Raw genomic sequence first — 15,674 nt, 5'->3', positions numbered from 1 at the left:
CTGTGCTGACATCATCAGGCGGAAGGCCATGGCTCAGCCTGTATTTTTGGATAAAACACTTCATCAAATGCCCATTCTGGCAATTTCCGCCCTTTTGAAGGAAAGCACAAGATTACAGCAACTGACTGAAGACCTGATTTTAGACTTATTCTTTGCCAATCGGAAAAAGCCCGATCACCCCATTAAAATGGATCAGGGATTGCCGCCCTGACCCCAGCGAATGAACAAACTTCAAAGATGCGGTTTTAATTTCGATGCCCACATCTTGCGCGCCTTGGCAAGTTTAGGGGCCACCACAGCAGCGCAATAAGGCTGATCGCGATTATGGGCAAAATAATCACGATGGTAATTCTCAGCCTCCCAAAAAGGGCCAGCCTCGGCAATTTCGGTCACGATCTCGCCATCCCATAAAAGGGCAGCCCGCTCAACCGCCGCTTTGGCCTCAGCCATCTGCTCGGGATCATGATAGAAAATGGCAGAGCGATAATGTTCACCAACATCATTGCCCTGGCGATTAAGCTGGGTGGGATCATGCATGGTGAAAAAAATATCCAAAAGCTCGGCATAGCTGATGATCGCAGGATCAAACCGAAACTGCGCCACTTCGGCATGGCCGGTGCCCCCGGCACAAACCTGCTGATAGCTGGGATGAGCAAGCGTCCCCCCCATAAAACCGGGGCGGACATCGGAAACTCCAGCCATTTCTTTGAAAACCGCCTCGGTGCACCAAAAACACCCGCCCGCCAATGTGGCAATATGATCAAGCATGTGTGCCACCACTTAGAGATTCCAATTCCCCATGCACCGATGATGCATCCAGAATAGCCTGGCGAATAGCGGTCATCGCCTGATCCGCCTTCCCTCCATCCGGGCCACCCGCCTGCGCCATATCCGGCCGTCCGCCGCCGCCTTTTCCTCCGACAGCCATCGCCCCGGCACGCACCAGATCAACCGCGCTCAGACGATCCATCAGATCATCCGTCACTCCAACGAGAACCGCGGCCTTATCCTCATTGACAGCGATCAGAGCCACCACCCCGCTTCCGAGCTTTTTCTTGTGATCATCTGCAAGGCCGCGCAAATCTCTGGGATTGATCCCTTGTAAAACCTGCCCGATGAATTGCACGGCCCCCAAAGTTTCAATTTCAGGTCCTTTGGCGCCAGAGGCTCCACCCATAGCCAGAGCTTTCCTGGCCTGTGCCAGATCGCGTTCAAGTTTTTTCACCTGATCTGCCAGCATAAGGACCCGTTCCGGCACTTCTGCCGGGGTCACTTTCAAGCTGTTAGCCGCCAATTTCAGGTAATTTTCCTCGTCTAGAAGATATAAACGCGCAGCTTCCCCTACCAAAGCTTCGATACGGCGAACGCCAGACGCGACCGCCCCTTCCGAGATGATCTTGAACAGGCCGATATCGCCCAATCGATTGACATGCGTACCCCCACATAGCTCCACTGAATAAGCGCCCGACCCACTATCCGGCGAAGACTGATCCGCGCCCATGCTCAGCACCCGCACCTCATCGCTGTATTTCTCACCAAAAAGGGCCATGGCACCGGCTTCAACAGCCGCTTCATAAGCCATCAACCGGGTGCTCACATCACTATTGCGGCGGATCACGGCATTGACCTCGGCTTCAACAGCCGCCAGTTCCTTGGCTGAAACCGGCTTTGGATGTGCAAAATCGAACCGCAGGCGATCAGCGCGAACCAATGAGCCCTTTTGCGTGACATGCGGACCCAATTGCCGCCGCAAAGCCGCATGAAGCAGATGGGTGGCCGAATGATTGGCCCGAACGAGCGTACGGCGCTCTTCATCGATAGACAATGTCACCACATCGCCAACCGACAGGGTCCCGGATTCAATCTTCAATTCATGGACAAACAAATCCCCGAGCTGCTTTCTGGTATCGCGCACATGGCCAAAAAGAGAACCCTTACCCTTCACCTGCCCACTATCACCAATCTGCCCGCCCGATTCTGCATAAAAGGGCGTTTGATTGACAATCAGCGCCAGATCATCGCCGACCTGCGCATGCTCCACCGGCTTCCCATCCTTGACCAAAGCCAGCACGGATGCCTCGGCACTGTTCTCCTGATAACCTAAAAATTCAGTCGCCCCATAGCGCTCTTTGATATCATACCAGATCTTGTCGGTCGCCTGCTGCCCCGATCCCGACCATGCAGCGCGCGCCTGCGCCCGCTGCTGGGCCATGGCTTTATCAAAGCCGGCGATATCCACATTTCGCCCCTCAGAGCGCAGAGCATCCTGTGTCAGATCAAGGGGGAACCCATAAGTATCATAAAGCCGGAAAGCCACCTCACCGGGGAGGGCCTGGGATGGAGAAAGCTTTGATTTTTCCTCATCCAAAAGCCGCAATCCGCGTTCCAGCATGGTGCGGAAGCGGTCTTCTTCAAGCTTCAGGGTTTCCGTGATCAAGGGCTGCGCCCGGCTCAGTTCGGGAAAAGCGCCAGCCATCTGATCCACCAGGGCCGGAACGAGGCGATACATCAAAGGATCACTCGACCCCAGCATATGAGCATGACGCATGGCCCGGCGCATGATCCGGCGCAAGACATAGCCACGCCCCTCATTGGAGGGCAAAACACCATCCGCGATCAAAAAGCTCATAGCCCGCAGATGATCCGCGATCACCCGATGTGAGGCCCGCTGCTGACCCACCGCCCGCACCCCGGTTTCAGACACCGAAGCATCAATCAGCGCACGAAACAGATCGATGTCATAATTATCATGAACACCTTGCAAAACCGCCGCGACCCGTTCAAGCCCCATACCCGTATCGATGGAGGGCCTTGGCAGATTGAGGCGCGAGCCATCAGCCTGCTGCTCATATTGCATGAACACCAGATTCCAGATTTCGATGAAACGATCACCATCTTCATCAGGACTGCCAGGCGGGCCACCGGGAATATCTGCCCCATGATCATAGAAAATCTCGGAACAGGGGCCACAAGGACCGGTATCCCCCATCGACCAGAAATTATCACTGGTGGCGATTTTAATGATCCGATCATCCGGCAGGCCGGCAATGCTTTTCCACAGATCAAAAGCTTCCTGATCATCATGATAAACCGTCACGGTCAGGCGATCTTTATCAAGCCCAAAGCCTTCAGTCACCAGCCCCCAGCCAAACTGAATGGCTTGTTCCTTGAAATAATCGCCAAAGGAAAAATTCCCCAGCATTTCAAAAAAAGTATGATGGCGGGCGGTATAGCCAACATTATCGAGATCATTGTGCTTACCACCCGCACGCAGACATTTCTGTGAGGATACCGCCCGTTGATAGGGACGGGTTTCAGCACCGGTAAATACATCCTTGAACGGAACCATGCCCGCATTGGTAAAGAGCAAGGTTGGATCATTATTGGGCACCAGCGGCGACGAGGGCACCACCTCGTGCCCCCTGGCCCTGAAAAAATCGATAAAGCTCTGGCGAACATGGCTGACATCTGACGAGCGCTTCATAATGGCAATCAAACTCCAAAGCTTATTTCAGGGATGGCCATCATCATGTCTTTCATCATGGGCCTGCCGTCAAGAGTTGCCGCGCAATAAAATCATCACCGATGAACAAGCCCGCCCAACAGGGGCCAATCACTCATCTTCGGGGGTTTCATCAGCGAGCATTTTTTCCGAAACGGCCCCGGACGATTTGCGGACAGCCTGTTCGATAGCATCGGCAACTTCAGGATGTTCACGCAGGAAGGTTTTGGCATTTTCCCGCCCCTGACCAATCCGCTGGCTATCATGGGAATACCAGGAGCCAGATTTTTCCACAACTCCGGCTTTCACACCCAGATCGAGCAATTCGCCGGTTTTCGATATGCCTTCACCATACATGATATCGAATTCGACCTGCTTGAATGGTGGGGCCATCTTGTTTTTGACCACTTTCACCCGTGTGGCATTGCCAACGATATCTTCTTTATCCTTGATCTGCCCGGTACGGCGAATATCAAGCCGAATAGACGCATAAAATTTCAGGGCATTGCCGCCGGTGGTGGTTTCCGGGCTGCCATACATCACCCCGATTTTCATGCGGATCTGATTGATGAAAATGACCATACAATTGGATTTCGAGATGGAGCCGGTCAGCTTTCTCAAAGCCTGGCTCATCAACCGCGCCTGCAGGCCCACATGGCTATCGCCCATTTCGCCTTCCAGTTCGGCCCGTGGGGTGAGCGCCGCCACAGAATCGACGACCAGAATATCAACCGCTCCGGATCGCACCAATGTATCGGCGATTTCAAGGGCCTGCTCCCCCGTATCGGGCTGCGAGATCAGGAGTTCATTGACATCGACACCCAGCTTTTTGGCATATTTCGGATCAAGGGCATGTTCGGCATCCACGAAAGCCGCCACCCCGCCTTTTTTCTGGGCTTCAGCCACCGTGTGCAGGGCGAGGGTTGTTTTACCCGAACTTTCCGGCCCATAGATTTCGATGATGCGACCACGGGGCAATCCGCCAATGCCCAAAGCAATATCAAGCCCCAAAGACCCCGTTGAGATCACTTCGGCTTCAACATTGGGGGTGCGCTGCCCCAGCTTCATCACCGACCCTTTACCAAAGGCCCGATCAATTTGGGCAAGGGCGGCATCGAGCGCTTTTTGCTTATCCACGGATTGCTCTCCAACAACTTTCAAGGTGGCTGCAGCCATTTCGATGCTCCTTATTTCATGCCTTCGGGCAGGGATCAATCATTCAGAAATGTACCTGCTATGTTCTCGTTGCGCAAGGGGCTATATTCACTTTATGTTCTATTTTATGAATCTATGAATAGGCGCAAAAATAAGGAGCGGAAAACACCCTCGAAAGCGCCCCTTCCCCTGCGTCAGCTCAAGGATTCCTTGACAGCTTCGGCCAGGCTTTTGAGGGTAAAGGGCTTGGGCAGAAAGCGGAAATTCTCGCTGCTTTCGCCAATGCCTTTTCTGAAGACATCTTCGGCATAGCCGGAAATAAAGATGACGCGCAAATCGGAGCGCAGATGCCGGGCATTGGTCACCAGCGTTGGTCCATCCATATTGGGCATCACCACATCGGAAATCAAAAGATCGATGCGCCCGGGATCTGCCCGCACGATCGCCAGCGCCTCTTCCCCCGAAGCCGCCTGCAGAACGCTATAGCCTTTATTTTCCAAAGCCCGGGTGGCAAACATGCGCACGGCATCTTCATCTTCCACCAGCAAGATCGTGCCCTTGCCGGTCAGATCGCGGACCGGGGCAATCTCGGGCTTTGGCTTGCTGATCACCGCATGATGAACCGGAAGATATAAGCGGAAAGTGGTGCCTTCATTGGGGGCGCTTTCCACGAAAATAAAACCATCGGTTTGTTTGATAATGCCATAAACCGTTGATAATCCAAGGCCCGTGCCCTTCCCCACCTCCTTGGTGGTGAAAAAGGGCTCAAAGATTTTATTCACGATATCGGCCGGAATTCCATGGCCGGTATCGGCAATTTCGATCAGCACATAATGGCCGCGCGGCATCACCGAATAATGCTGCACCATTTTATCATCCGGGCCCACCGCTTTGGTGCGAATGGTGAGGGTGCCGCCCTCCTCCATAGCATCGCGGGCATTCACGGCCAGATTGATGATCACCTGTTCAAATTGCCCCTGATCAACCCGCACCGCCCCCACATCGCGGCCATGGATCATATTGAGTTCAACCGTTTCACCGATCAATCGCCGCAGCAGATTGGACAGATCGGCCAAAACATCGGTGATCATCAAAACTTTCGGGCGCAAAGTTTGTTGGCGTGAAAATGCCAAAAGCTGGCGCACCAGATTAGAAGCCCGATTGGCATTCTGCTTGATCTGCATGATATCGGAAAAAGAATGATCGCCCGGGCCATGGCGCACCAGCAAAAGATCGCAAAAGCCGATGATCGCGGTGAGCAGATTATTGAAATCATGGGCCACGCCCCCCGCAAGCTGCCCCACCGCCTGCATTTTCTGGGCCTGCACAAATTGCCGCTCAAGGCTTTTTTGCTGGGTGGTATCAATAAGATGCACAAGACAGGCACGATCAGACGCCCGATCAAGGGGAGAGATGAAAAGCTGGCCGGTGCGCGGAGGCTGGGTATTGAAGCTTGCATCCTGCGGCGAGGCCATCACCCCCGATTGCATGACCAAAGCCAGATCCTGTGACAAACGCTCGCGATCATCCACCGCCAGATAATCGGCCAAAAGATCGCCACAGCGGGGCATCCGATTGGGAGCAAATCTTTTGAAGGATTTATTGAATTCCGATAAGCGGCCATCCTGATCAATGATCGCAAGCCCCACAGGCGCTGCATCAAAAAGGCTTTTCAGGATTGCGGCATCGGTCTCGCTCGCCTCGCTGGCCGCAGAGAGGGGCCGATGCACCATGATCAGATTGAAATCCGCAAAATCGCCCTGATCGTCAGAGGTATCGGGCAACAAAACCTGCTTGAGCAAACTGCCGCCGCCGCCGGTTTTCAGATCGCCCCGCGCCGGATCGGCAAGCATCCGCGCGGTCAGCAATGGGATTTCATCATGATGGGCTACCCCTAGCCAAGTGGATAGCTGCTCATTGATCAACAGAATATCGCCATCCCTATGGGCGATGACAAAACCGATTTCCATAACATCAAGGGCATGGCCCAGCCGTGCCAGAAGCCTTAATTGATCGGCCCGGGGATCAGCCGGGGCTTCGGCAAATGTCCACAGCCGATAGCCACAACAGATGGTCCCCGCTATATCGCAGATATAATCCGGCAAATGTGCGGCCTCCCCCTCTCGATCTTCGGCAGCCCTTTCCAAAAGAGCCTGATCAAGGGCCTCAGCACAAGCAGCAGGTTTTTTTTCTCCAAATTCCGCACGATAGGCAACATTGGCAACAATCAGCTCGCCCGCTTCATCGGTCAGCGCCGCGGGCTGCACCAAAGCGCCGATTAATTCCGATAGTTGATCGAGATCAGGGGTGCTCGCCATTGCATCATCAGAGCGCAGCAGAAAAAGCAGGCCACCGCCAGCGGCAAACAAAACCAGCGCCCCAAAGCTGAGGCCCATTTCCCATGCGCCAAAGGCCCCCAGCAAAAAAACGAAAGCCACGGCCAGAATGAAGGATGAAACGGCAATCAGCAAAATACTGGTCTGGCTGGTTTCGCCTCGGGCTTTGTGCTGCTTTGCTCGCTTCATCTTCTGGTCCGCTGATACCTTGTTCAAAAACCCGTTTCAGCCTGATGAAGCCGATCTTATGGCGCATTGCACCAAAATCATGAAGGACGATAGCTGGCCCGACCATCCCGGCGCAAACGTAGCACATAGCTGATGATCTGCGCCACGGCCTGATAATGATCGGCCGGGATTTCATCATCCACCTCGGTCGAGGCATAAAGGGCGCGGGCAAGGGGCGGATTTTCAACCAGCGGAATGGCATGTTCTTCGGCCACGGCGCGAATACGGAAAGCCACGGCATCCACCCCTTTGGCTATCACCACCGGCACATCCATATCGCCATGGCTATATTTCAGGGCAATCGCAAAATGGGTGGGATTGGTGATGATCACACTGGCCTGGGGCACCGCCGCCATCATCCGCTTGCGGGATTTTTCCATCCGAACCTGACGCAGACGCTGCTTGACCATGGGGTCGCCTTCCATCTGCTTATGTTCGTCTTTGACCTCTTGCTTGGTCATCCGCATTTTTTTCGTATGCTGGGTTTGCTGGAAAATATAATCAATGCCCGCAACCAAAGTCATCGCCCCGATCACCCCGAACATGGCCTTTACCGATAAAGACACGATCACCGCTGTGGTTGTAATCAAAGGCTCGCGCACCAGGGTGACCAAAGTTTCCGCTTCGGGCCATAAAATCAGGCCCACAACGATGGAGACGATCAAAAGCTTCGCCAGTGTCTTTAAAAAATCGGCCACTCTTTGCGCTGAAAACATCCGCTTCGCCCCGGCCAGAGGCGAGATTTTATCAAGCTTTGGCTTTATTTTTTCAGCCGTGAACACCAGTTTGTTCTGCACCAGATTACCGGCAAAAGCGCCGATCATCAGCACGGCCAGGGGCAATAAAAGCACCAGAAGAATATTGCCGCCCACATCGCGCATCATGCCAAGAACAGCATAGCCATCCATAGGGATTTCATGGGCATGGGCCAAAAACCCCGCCGTTTCGGATCGGATGGTGCGGACGGCCAGATCGGAAGTGAACAAAAAAGCAAAGGCCCCGGCCACAAGCATCATCCAATGCTTGAGCTCCTGACTTTGCGGAAAATCGCCTTTCTTAACAGCTTCCTCAAGTTTTCGGGCTGTTGGCTCTTCCGTTTTTTGGGCATCGTCCTGATCGCCCTCAGCCACCGGTCCTCTCCTTCATCAGTTCAGAAATACCGATAAACGCTCTTCATAAACCTCTAGAAACCACAGCATCATGGCGGGCAAGGCAATCAAAAGGATCAAAAAACCCAGAAAAATATTCAAAGGCATGGCCACGAAAAACACCGGTAATTGGGGCATCAGCCGGGCCGTTAATCCCAATCCGATATTAAAGACCACGCCAAAAACCAAAAAGGGCGCAGAAATCTGCACCCCCAGCAGAAAACTCGCCGCCACCAGATCCACAACGGCAGACGCAAAATCACCCAGCGGGGGCATCTCGCCTGCCGGAAACAGGCTATAGCTATCGGTCATGGCGCGAAGCATCAGGATATGCAGATCCGTGGCAAAGATCAAAGCCACACCCAAAACCGAAAAGAAGCTTGCAAAAATGGCGCTTTGCTGGCCCTGGGTGGGATCAAATTGCTGGGATGCGGCAAGGCTGGTTTGAAAAGCCACGATGGTTCCGGCGATATTGAGGGCATTCAGCATCAGCCGGGCCGCAAGAGCAATCATCAGGCCGATCAGAAATTCCATGATGATCAGGCCAACAAGCAAAACCGGAGACGCCGGCAGAGCAGGCATATCACCGCGCACAAGGGCAAACACCATCCCGCTCACCCCAACCGCACCCGCCAGCCGCACGCGCATGGGAATTTGCTGCTCGCCAAAAGCCGGGGCAAAGCTGAACATCGCCCCAACCCGGATCAGCACCAGCAAAAAACCAAAGGCCTCAGCCGGGAGAATGGATTGCAGCATGATGCCTCATCCCCCCGTTGCAACCCGATCCATCAAACGCGCCATCAAATCCCCCATTTGCGCCCCCATCATCGGCATGAACAGCACAAGGGCCAGAAAGATCGCGATGATTTTCGGAACGAAGGTAAGGGTCATTTCCTGAATTTGAGTGAGCGCCTGAAACAGGGCGATCAACAGGCCAACCCCAAGGCCAATAGCCATTGTGGGGCCAGATACGATGAGCAGGGTATAAACGGCATCCCGGGCAATATCGATGACATCCGCGCCATTCAAAAGCTTTGATCCTTATTCATGGTTAATATGTTCAACCGAAAGAAAAGCCGCTGCGGTAAAACAGCGGCTTCAAAATTGCCCGCCGAGAATAAAAGCAGCCTTCAGATCTGCATCCGCATGATTTCCTGATAGGCCGAAAGCACCCGATCCCGCACTGTGGTGACACTATCCATCACCATTTCCGCATTGGAAATGGCGGTAACCACATCCACCAGATCCGCCTGACCATTGACCGCCTGTGCCGAGATATTTTCAGCCTTGGAAACGGCCTGGGATGTTTGCTGCACCATGCCTTCAACCAGCGATCCAAAGGCCGAACCGCTGCCTGTTCCCGCATTGAGGCCAGCCCCCAAACCAGCGCCCAGCCCGGCCCCTTGGGCAGCACCGCCCATACGGCCAAGAGCCGCGCCATAAGCCTGGGCTGCATCGAGCATTTTGGCATCCATTCCCGCTCTCCTTAACGCAGAATCTCAAGCGTTCGCACGCTCAAGGATTTAACGGCATCAATCGCATTCAGATTGGCCTGATAGGTCCGCTGGGCCTGGCTCATATCCATGGCTTCGATCATACCATTCACATTGGTGGTTTTCACATAGCCCGCCGCATCGGCACCGGGATGGCCGGGATCAAAGCGCATGCCGAAATCCGCCTGATCGAATTTCACATTCGCCACCTTCACCGTTTCCGCATCGATGGTACGATCAAGAACATTGGCAAAGCTGACAATCTTGCGGCGATAGGGATCTTCATTGGGCGCCGTGGCTTCAGAGCCGGAATTGGCCAGATTTTCGGCAATGATCCGCATCCGCGTAGTTTGCGCCTTCAGGCCCGATGCGGAAATCTGCATCGCCTTCATCAAATCATTGTCCACGTCCTCGCCTCCTCATCAAAAGCATCAATTGCCCGAACCACGGATCGCCACCCGCATCAGGCCCACCTGCTTACGGTATAATTCCACCATCAGGCCATGATTCATCTGGTTTTCCGCCACCGCCAAAAGCTGATCTTCCAGATCAACGGCATTGCCATCCATTGCAATTTCGGTGATTTTCGCATCCTCAACACGGGCTGCACCGCCATCAAGGCTGGCTTGGCCCGCCCCAAAATGCCCGGCCTGCGTGGCTTTCAGGGCAACCGGGGCCACCCCATTCGCCCGCATGTTCGTGGATGTTTGCTCCACCAGCGCACTGAAATTCTGTTCAGCCAATTTGCTGGGGCGATAGCCCGGCGTATCGGCATTGGCGATATTGGCCGAAAGCACGGTCTGGTTCTGGCCCAGCCACTGCATCCTGCTTTTAATCGCCGCCATCAAGGGGATCTTCGACAGATCCATGATCATACCGCCTTTATAAGATCGCCACGCCTGCTGTAAATAGGACCTATCATTGGCGATCCGAGGTTAAGAATTCGTAAAAATTTGATGCAGCTTTCTGTATCTTGACCCCAACCACAAGCAAAATCGCTTTTGGCAGCGATCTTCTTAAGCATATCTTTACCCTGACTGCGCATTGATGGGCATCAACCCGGCGCCCTTAACCCGCAGAAAGCGCTTTATGCTGGCTAAAGACATCATCACCGCCATTTTATCCCTGCTTTTCGTGATTGGCCTGATTGGGGGGCTTGCCTTCATTCTGCGCCGCTGGTCGGGCATGGGGGGTCAGCCTTTGATCCGCACAGGGCGCACGGATCGCAGGCTTGTGGTGCTGGAAACCCGCCAGATCGATGCCCGCAACAAGCTGGTTTTAATCCAATGCGATGGGGATGAACATCTGGTGCTGATCGGCCCGTCCACCTGCCTTCAGATCACATCCGATCGCCAAACCCAACCCACCCCCCAGTCCATCACCCAAGAGCCGCAATCATGATGGCCCGCCGCACCCTTTTCACCCCTCTGCGTGTCGCCACGCTTTTCACGGCGGCCTTTATCTGGCTTGTGTCAAACAGCCCGGTGCTGGCCCAATCATTGTCTGTGGATCTGGGGCCCGATGGCACGCTGACCGGGCGGGTGGTGCAGCTTTTGCTGCTGATCACGGTGCTCTCTTTGGCTCCGTCGATCCTCATCGTGATGACCTCATTCACCCGGATCATCATCGTTTTATCGCTTTTACGGTCGGCCCTTGGCACCCAGCAAACACCGCCCAATGTGGTGCTGATCTCGCTCGCCCTTTTTCTCACCGGCTTTATCATGGCGCCCACCTTGCAGGCCGCATGGCAGCAGGGGATCGAGCCTCTGATCAATGAAGAGATCGAACCCGCCGAAGCCCTGCCCGCCGCCACGGCCCCCTTCCGAACCTTTATGCTGGCCAATACGCGGGAAAAAGATCTGCAATTATTCGTTGATGCGGCCAGCGCCAATCAGCCGGAAACGGCGGATGAAATTCCCCTCACCAGCCTTATTCCGGCTTTTGTCATCAGCGAATTGAAGCGGGCCTTTGAAATCGGCTTTCTGATCTATATCCCCTTCATTGTCATTGATCTGGTGATCGCGTCGATCCTGATGTCAATGGGGATGATGATGCTGCCGCCAGTGCTGATCAGCCTGCCGTTCAAGATCATTTTTTTCGTTCTGGTGGATGGCTGGCATCTTTTGGCCGGCAGCCTGATGCAAAGCTTTACCGCAAGCTAGATCAAGCCCTTATCCTCGATCAAAAGGCGGGGGCGGCGGGCTGTGTGGCCATAAAGGCATCGATGGCGGCATCATGGCGGGCTTTAGCCGCCTCATCCAGAAACGATCCTTTGAAGCTATTGCGGGCCAAGCGCTCGATATCGGCGGCAGAGAGATCAAGAGCGCGGGCAACGGCCAGATAATTCTCATTCAGATAGCCCCCAAAATAAGCGGGATCATCAGAATTAAGCATTACCTGCACCCCTTTTTCCAACAGCGCCTTCACCGGCTGATCGCCCAGATCATCAATCACGCATAATTTCAGATTGGAAAGCGGGCACAGGGTCAGGGTCATCCCCGATTGCGCCAGTTTTTTGATGAGGGCGGGATCATCCAGACTTTTATTGCCATGATCGATGCGATCCACCTGCAAAAGTTCCAGCGCTTCATGAATATAGCTTGCGGGCCCTTCCTCTCCGGCATGGGCCACACGCTTAAGGCCCGCTTTGCCAGCCATATCGAAAACCCGGGTAAATTTCGAGGGCGGATGGCCGATTTCCGAGGAATCAAGCCCCACCCCCAATAATTGATCATGCCAGGGCTCTGCCGCCTTGAAGGTTTCAATCGCGGCATCCTCGCTTAAATGGCGTAAAAAACACAGGATCAGCCCCGATGTGATGCCTAATTCAGCTTCGCCATCCTTGAGGGCCTGCAATATCCCCTCGATCACCGTGGCAAAAGCAATCCCGCGATCCGTGTGGGTTTGCGGATCAAAGAAAATTTCCACATGGCGCACATGATCAGCCGCTGCTTTGCGCAGATAGGCCATGGTGAGATCATAAAAATCGCGCTGGGTGCGCAAAACATTGGCCCCTTCATAATAAAGATCGAGAAAATCCTGAAGATTGGAAAAATCATAAGCCGCGCGCAAAGCTTCAACCGATGGATAGGGAAGCGACAGGCCATTGCGGCTGGCCAGTTCAAACATCATTTCCGGCTCTAATGTGCCCTCGATATGCAGATGCAATTCGGCCTTGGGAATGTCGCAAATCAGATTTTGCAGCGCGCGGTCCATCAGATTATCTCCTGCTCATTTGTTGCCATCACATCATGAACGGGCGCGAAAAAGCAAGGCTCGCCAAACGGAACAATCAATCCCATAAGCAAAAGGCCCGGAACACTGGGTCTCGAGCCTTTTAACAGATCAGATTTTGATCGATAGATGATCAGAATTTGGCGCTGATCTCGATCCCCCAGATCGGAGGTTCATTGACGAAACCGGTCAGATTATTGAAATCGATCCCGCCCTTCAGTTCCGTTTCATCGGTGATATTCCGGCCAAAAAGCGCGAAATCAAGGCGATCATCATGGTTATACCCAACGCGGAGGCCACCGATCAATTCCCGCCCGCTGGTAAATTCCGGCGATTCAAAGAGGAAGAAATTCTTCTCAGAGGTAAAGGCCCAATCGGTATAGGCATAAACCTCACCCACAGCCCCCACCGGCACACCATAGCGCGCGGTGGCATTGGCGATCCAACGCGGAGCTTGCGGCAGGCGGTTATTATCAAGCTGCACAAAGCCATCGATGATCGGATCGGTGATGGTGCAGCCGCCGCCACAAGGCAGGGTACGCAAATCGGGATCATTGATCCGCGTGAAATTATAGCTGGCACCAGCGGTAACGAACAGATTATTGGTGACCGCCCATTCCAGATCCATTTCAACGCCGGAAAGATTGGTATCGGCGGCATTCACCAGCCGATTGAAATTGGCATCACCCCCCACCGCAGTGAGCTGCTGACCATCCATATCAGCCACATAAGCCGACAAATTCACGCGCATCCGGTTATCGAGCAGTTCCGTTTTGATCCCGGCTTCCACCGAAAAAATCTCTTCGGTATCGGCCACCGTCACCTCATCGCCAAACAACAGACGACCCTGAACAGATGGCGCACGGAAGCCCTTCGCCGCCCGGGTATAAACGCTGACATCGTCATTGATGGTATAGGTGGCGCTGACATCCCAGCTCAACACTTCATCGGATGGGCTGGCTTCCAAAGGTCCGATCCCGCCCAGACCCAGCGGCGACACGGTGCGGGTAGCGGTGAAATCCTTGTCGTCTTCGGTATAGCGCACACCCCCTTCAACGATCAGATCGGGGGTCACCTCGATATTGACATTACCGAAAATCGCCCAGGACTCTGATTTCTGGCGCTGAGAGGCAAAGCCATTGGGAGCATTATTGGCGACAGAATTGAAATTGGTGCTTTCGATCTTCAGATCTTCATCGAAATAAAAGAAGCCGGCCTGAAAATCAATCATCCCCAGATCATTGCTCGACAGACGCAATTCCTGTGTCCATTGATCAAGGCCCGGCACCGCATCAGCGGTTTCCGCATTGAAAGGGATGAAGCCCGGGGTCGAGGGAACGCCCTCGAACACCCCACCAAAGCCGCCATCCACATCGCCCACGCTGAACACTTCACCATGCTCGAACCCGGTGATCGAGGTGATGGTGAATTTATCGAGGGCATATTCAAGCTTCGCGGTCAAACCCCGCTGATCGAGCTCCTGCTCATTCTGGCCATCCTGGGTTACGCTGCGGCGATCGAAATCATCCACAAGCCCACCCACGCCGGGGTTGATGATATTCGCCTGAAAAACCCGCGACGTGCCATCAAGAGACCGGGCGTGAAAATTGAGCAGTGCAGAAAAACGATCTGTTGGGGTATATAAAAGCTGCACACGGCCCGCGAAATCGTCATAGCCGCCAATTTCATCGCGATTGCCCAAAAGACCGGGGGCTTCATTGGTGATGAAATCATCACGATGCTGATGCTTCACCGAAGTGCGGATGGCCAACACATCCTCGATCAGCGAACCGCCCACGGCCCCTTCAAATTCGATGGTATCAAAGCGACCATAGGTAAATTTGCCATAGGCATCGAATTCATGGGTCGGCTTTTTCGATTCCAGCTTCACGATCCCCGCCGGGGTATTGCGGCCAAATAAGGTGCCCTGCGGCCCGCGCAGCACTTCCACCCGCTCCAGATCGAAAGCCGGCATCCCCTTGAGGATCGGATTTTCCATGACGATTTCATCATAGATCAACGAAACCGGCTGGGATGCATTAAGATCGAAATCGGTATTCCCAAGCCCCCGGATATAAAAGCGGGGAAAGGTGCGGCCAAAAGACGATTCAATCGTCAGGCTGGGAATGCGCCCGGATAGAAAGCGGATATCAGACCCCGCCGAATTAAGAATATCGAGCTTTTCACCGCCAATGGCCGCTACTGAACTGGGGACATCCTGCAGGCTTTGCTCGCGCTTTTGGGCAGTGACCACGATTTCTTCCAGAGTGAACGCGCCACTTTCATTCCGGCTTTGTGCCGAAGCGGGCGCAGCAAGGCCGCTGATGGCCAATGCTGCAAGGCTGCAGCATGAAAGCCATTGGGCGGCTTTGGATTGTCCGTGATAACGCATTCGTTCCTCCACTCTGTTTCGGGGGGTTCATTCATTCCACAGGCCGAATTCGGCTTATCACCATATCCCATCACCTGATGGCCTGGCACTTTTGCATCGCATAAACCAGATTGTTAACAATAGATTTGATGATTCAATCAAGAAATTAGCCATCTGTTGCAACAAAGCATCAGTTAGGCGCGTTTA

Annotated in this window: 15 protein-coding genes; 3 read left to right on the top strand and 12 right to left on the bottom strand. The window is 54.0% G+C overall.

The window, feature by feature from the left end:
• Positions 1 to 211: hypothetical protein (locus AQ1_RS11040; protein ID WP_462687130.1), on the top strand; the 211-nt coding region annotated here is incomplete at its 5' end.
• A gap of 20 nt (positions 212 to 231) precedes the next feature.
• Here AQ1_RS11040 and msrA read toward each other — a convergent pair.
• The 10 genes from msrA to flgB form a co-directional block, all read right to left on the bottom strand.
• Complete coding sequence (msrA, locus tag AQ1_RS11035; protein ID WP_042087251.1) at positions 232 to 768, bottom strand: peptide-methionine (S)-S-oxide reductase MsrA; 537 nt, start codon at positions 766 to 768, stop codon at positions 232 to 234.
• Positions 761 to 3,484, bottom strand: a complete 2,724-nt coding sequence (alaS, locus tag AQ1_RS11030) for an alanine--tRNA ligase (protein ID WP_042087269.1) — start codon at positions 3,482 to 3,484, stop codon at positions 761 to 763. The genes msrA and alaS overlap by 8 nt, the downstream gene beginning before the upstream one ends.
• Positions 3,485 to 3,613: 129 nt before the next feature.
• On the bottom strand, positions 3,614 to 4,678 hold the full coding sequence (gene recA, locus AQ1_RS11025) for a recombinase RecA (protein ID WP_042087250.1): 1,065 nt from the start codon (positions 4,676 to 4,678) through the stop codon (positions 3,614 to 3,616).
• Between the two features lie 173 nt (positions 4,679 to 4,851).
• Positions 4,852 to 7,182 (bottom strand): ATP-binding protein, encoded by a 2,331-nt coding sequence (locus AQ1_RS11020; RefSeq protein ID WP_042087248.1) that lies wholly within the window; start codon positions 7,180 to 7,182, stop codon positions 4,852 to 4,854.
• Positions 7,183 to 7,259: 77 nt separating this feature from the next.
• Positions 7,260 to 8,351 carry a flagellar biosynthesis protein FlhB gene (flhB, locus tag AQ1_RS11015; protein WP_042087245.1) on the bottom strand — a complete coding sequence of 364 codons (1,092 nt, stop codon included), beginning with the start codon at positions 8,349 to 8,351 and terminating at the stop codon, positions 7,260 to 7,262.
• A gap of 15 nt (positions 8,352 to 8,366) precedes the next feature.
• Positions 8,367 to 9,125 (bottom strand): flagellar biosynthetic protein FliR, encoded by a 759-nt coding sequence (fliR, locus tag AQ1_RS11010; protein WP_052371223.1) that lies wholly within the window; start codon positions 9,123 to 9,125, stop codon positions 8,367 to 8,369.
• A gap of 6 nt (positions 9,126 to 9,131) precedes the next feature.
• On the bottom strand, positions 9,132 to 9,398 hold the full coding sequence (fliQ, locus tag AQ1_RS11005; RefSeq protein ID WP_042087240.1) for a flagellar biosynthesis protein FliQ: 267 nt from the start codon (positions 9,396 to 9,398) through the stop codon (positions 9,132 to 9,134).
• Positions 9,399 to 9,499: 101 nt separating this feature from the next.
• A complete protein-coding gene (locus AQ1_RS11000) occupies positions 9,500 to 9,844 on the bottom strand; it encodes a flagellar hook-basal body complex protein FliE (RefSeq protein WP_042087237.1) in 345 nt (114 codons plus the stop codon).
• A gap of 11 nt (positions 9,845 to 9,855) precedes the next feature.
• Positions 9,856 to 10,254: a flagellar basal body rod protein FlgC gene (flgC, locus tag AQ1_RS10995; protein WP_042087266.1), complete on the bottom strand. Its 399-nt coding sequence runs from the start codon at positions 10,252 to 10,254 to the stop codon at positions 9,856 to 9,858.
• Positions 10,255 to 10,293: 39 nt separating this feature from the next.
• Positions 10,294 to 10,731 carry a flagellar basal body rod protein FlgB gene (gene flgB / locus AQ1_RS10990; RefSeq protein ID WP_161760575.1) on the bottom strand — a complete coding sequence of 146 codons (438 nt, stop codon included), beginning with the start codon at positions 10,729 to 10,731 and terminating at the stop codon, positions 10,294 to 10,296.
• A 220-nt stretch (positions 10,732 to 10,951) separates the two neighbouring features.
• Here flgB and AQ1_RS10985 point away from each other — a divergent pair, with 220 nt between their 5' ends.
• Together AQ1_RS10985 and fliP are read left to right on the top strand one after the other, a co-directional pair.
• The gene (locus tag AQ1_RS10985) at positions 10,952 to 11,263 is read left to right on the top strand and encodes a FliO/MopB family protein (RefSeq protein WP_042087264.1); all 312 of its coding nucleotides are present in this window, start codon (positions 10,952 to 10,954) and stop codon (positions 11,261 to 11,263) included.
• Positions 11,263 to 12,024: a flagellar type III secretion system pore protein FliP gene (gene fliP / locus AQ1_RS10980; protein ID WP_042087233.1), complete on the top strand. Its 762-nt coding sequence runs from the start codon at positions 11,263 to 11,265 to the stop codon at positions 12,022 to 12,024. The genes AQ1_RS10985 and fliP overlap by 1 nt, the downstream gene beginning before the upstream one ends.
• 19 nt (positions 12,025 to 12,043) lie before the next feature.
• On the opposite strand, the gene AQ1_RS10975 is transcribed toward fliP, so the two are convergent.
• A complete protein-coding gene (locus tag AQ1_RS10975) occupies positions 12,044 to 13,078 on the bottom strand; it encodes an adenosine deaminase (protein WP_042087230.1) in 1,035 nt (344 codons plus the stop codon).
• A gap of 151 nt (positions 13,079 to 13,229) precedes the next feature.
• Entirely contained in the window at positions 13,230 to 15,488 is a 2,259-nt protein-coding gene (locus AQ1_RS10970; protein ID WP_042087227.1) for a TonB-dependent receptor, read from the bottom strand.
• Between the last annotated feature and the right edge of the window lie 186 nt (positions 15,489 to 15,674).

Origin of the sequence: Iodidimonas nitroreducens, from assembly GCA_000710935.1 — a bacterium.
In the GTDB taxonomy this organism is placed as follows: Bacteria; Pseudomonadota; Alphaproteobacteria; order Sphingomonadales; family Rhodothalassiaceae; genus Iodidimonas; species Iodidimonas nitroreducens.
This window is presented reverse-complemented; position numbering and strand designations above follow the sequence as displayed.

What these genes read in the sequence shown, in the direction of transcription:
- msrA (WP_042087251.1), bottom strand. Translation starts at nt 768, where the DNA reads ATGCTTGATCATATTGCCACATTGGCGGGCGGGTGTTTTTGGTGCACC.
- alaS (WP_042087269.1), bottom strand. Translation starts at nt 3,484, where the DNA reads ATGAAGCGCTCGTCAGATGTCAGCCATGTTCGCCAGAGCTTTATCGAT.
- recA (WP_042087250.1), bottom strand. Translation starts at nt 4,678, where the DNA reads ATGGCTGCAGCCACCTTGAAAGTTGTTGGAGAGCAATCCGTGGATAAG.
- AQ1_RS11020 (WP_042087248.1), bottom strand. Translation starts at nt 7,182, where the DNA reads ATGAAGCGAGCAAAGCAGCACAAAGCCCGAGGCGAAACCAGCCAGACC.
- fliR (WP_052371223.1), bottom strand. Translation starts at nt 9,125, where the DNA reads ATGCTGCAATCCATTCTCCCGGCTGAGGCCTTTGGTTTTTTGCTGGTG.
- AQ1_RS11000 (WP_042087237.1), bottom strand. Translation starts at nt 9,844, where the DNA reads ATGGATGCCAAAATGCTCGATGCAGCCCAGGCTTATGGCGCGGCTCTT.
- flgC (WP_042087266.1), bottom strand. Translation starts at nt 10,254, where the DNA reads ATGAAGGCGATGCAGATTTCCGCATCGGGCCTGAAGGCGCAAACTACG.
- flgB (WP_161760575.1), bottom strand. Translation starts at nt 10,731, where the DNA reads ATGGATCTGTCGAAGATCCCCTTGATGGCGGCGATTAAAAGCAGGATG.
- AQ1_RS10985 (WP_042087264.1), top strand. Translation starts at nt 10,952, where the DNA reads ATGCTGGCTAAAGACATCATCACCGCCATTTTATCCCTGCTTTTCGTG.
- fliP (WP_042087233.1), top strand. Translation starts at nt 11,263, where the DNA reads ATGGCCCGCCGCACCCTTTTCACCCCTCTGCGTGTCGCCACGCTTTTC.
- AQ1_RS10975 (WP_042087230.1), bottom strand. Translation starts at nt 13,078, where the DNA reads ATGGACCGCGCGCTGCAAAATCTGATTTGCGACATTCCCAAGGCCGAA.
- AQ1_RS10970 (WP_042087227.1), bottom strand. Translation starts at nt 15,488, where the DNA reads ATGCGTTATCACGGACAATCCAAAGCCGCCCAATGGCTTTCATGCTGC.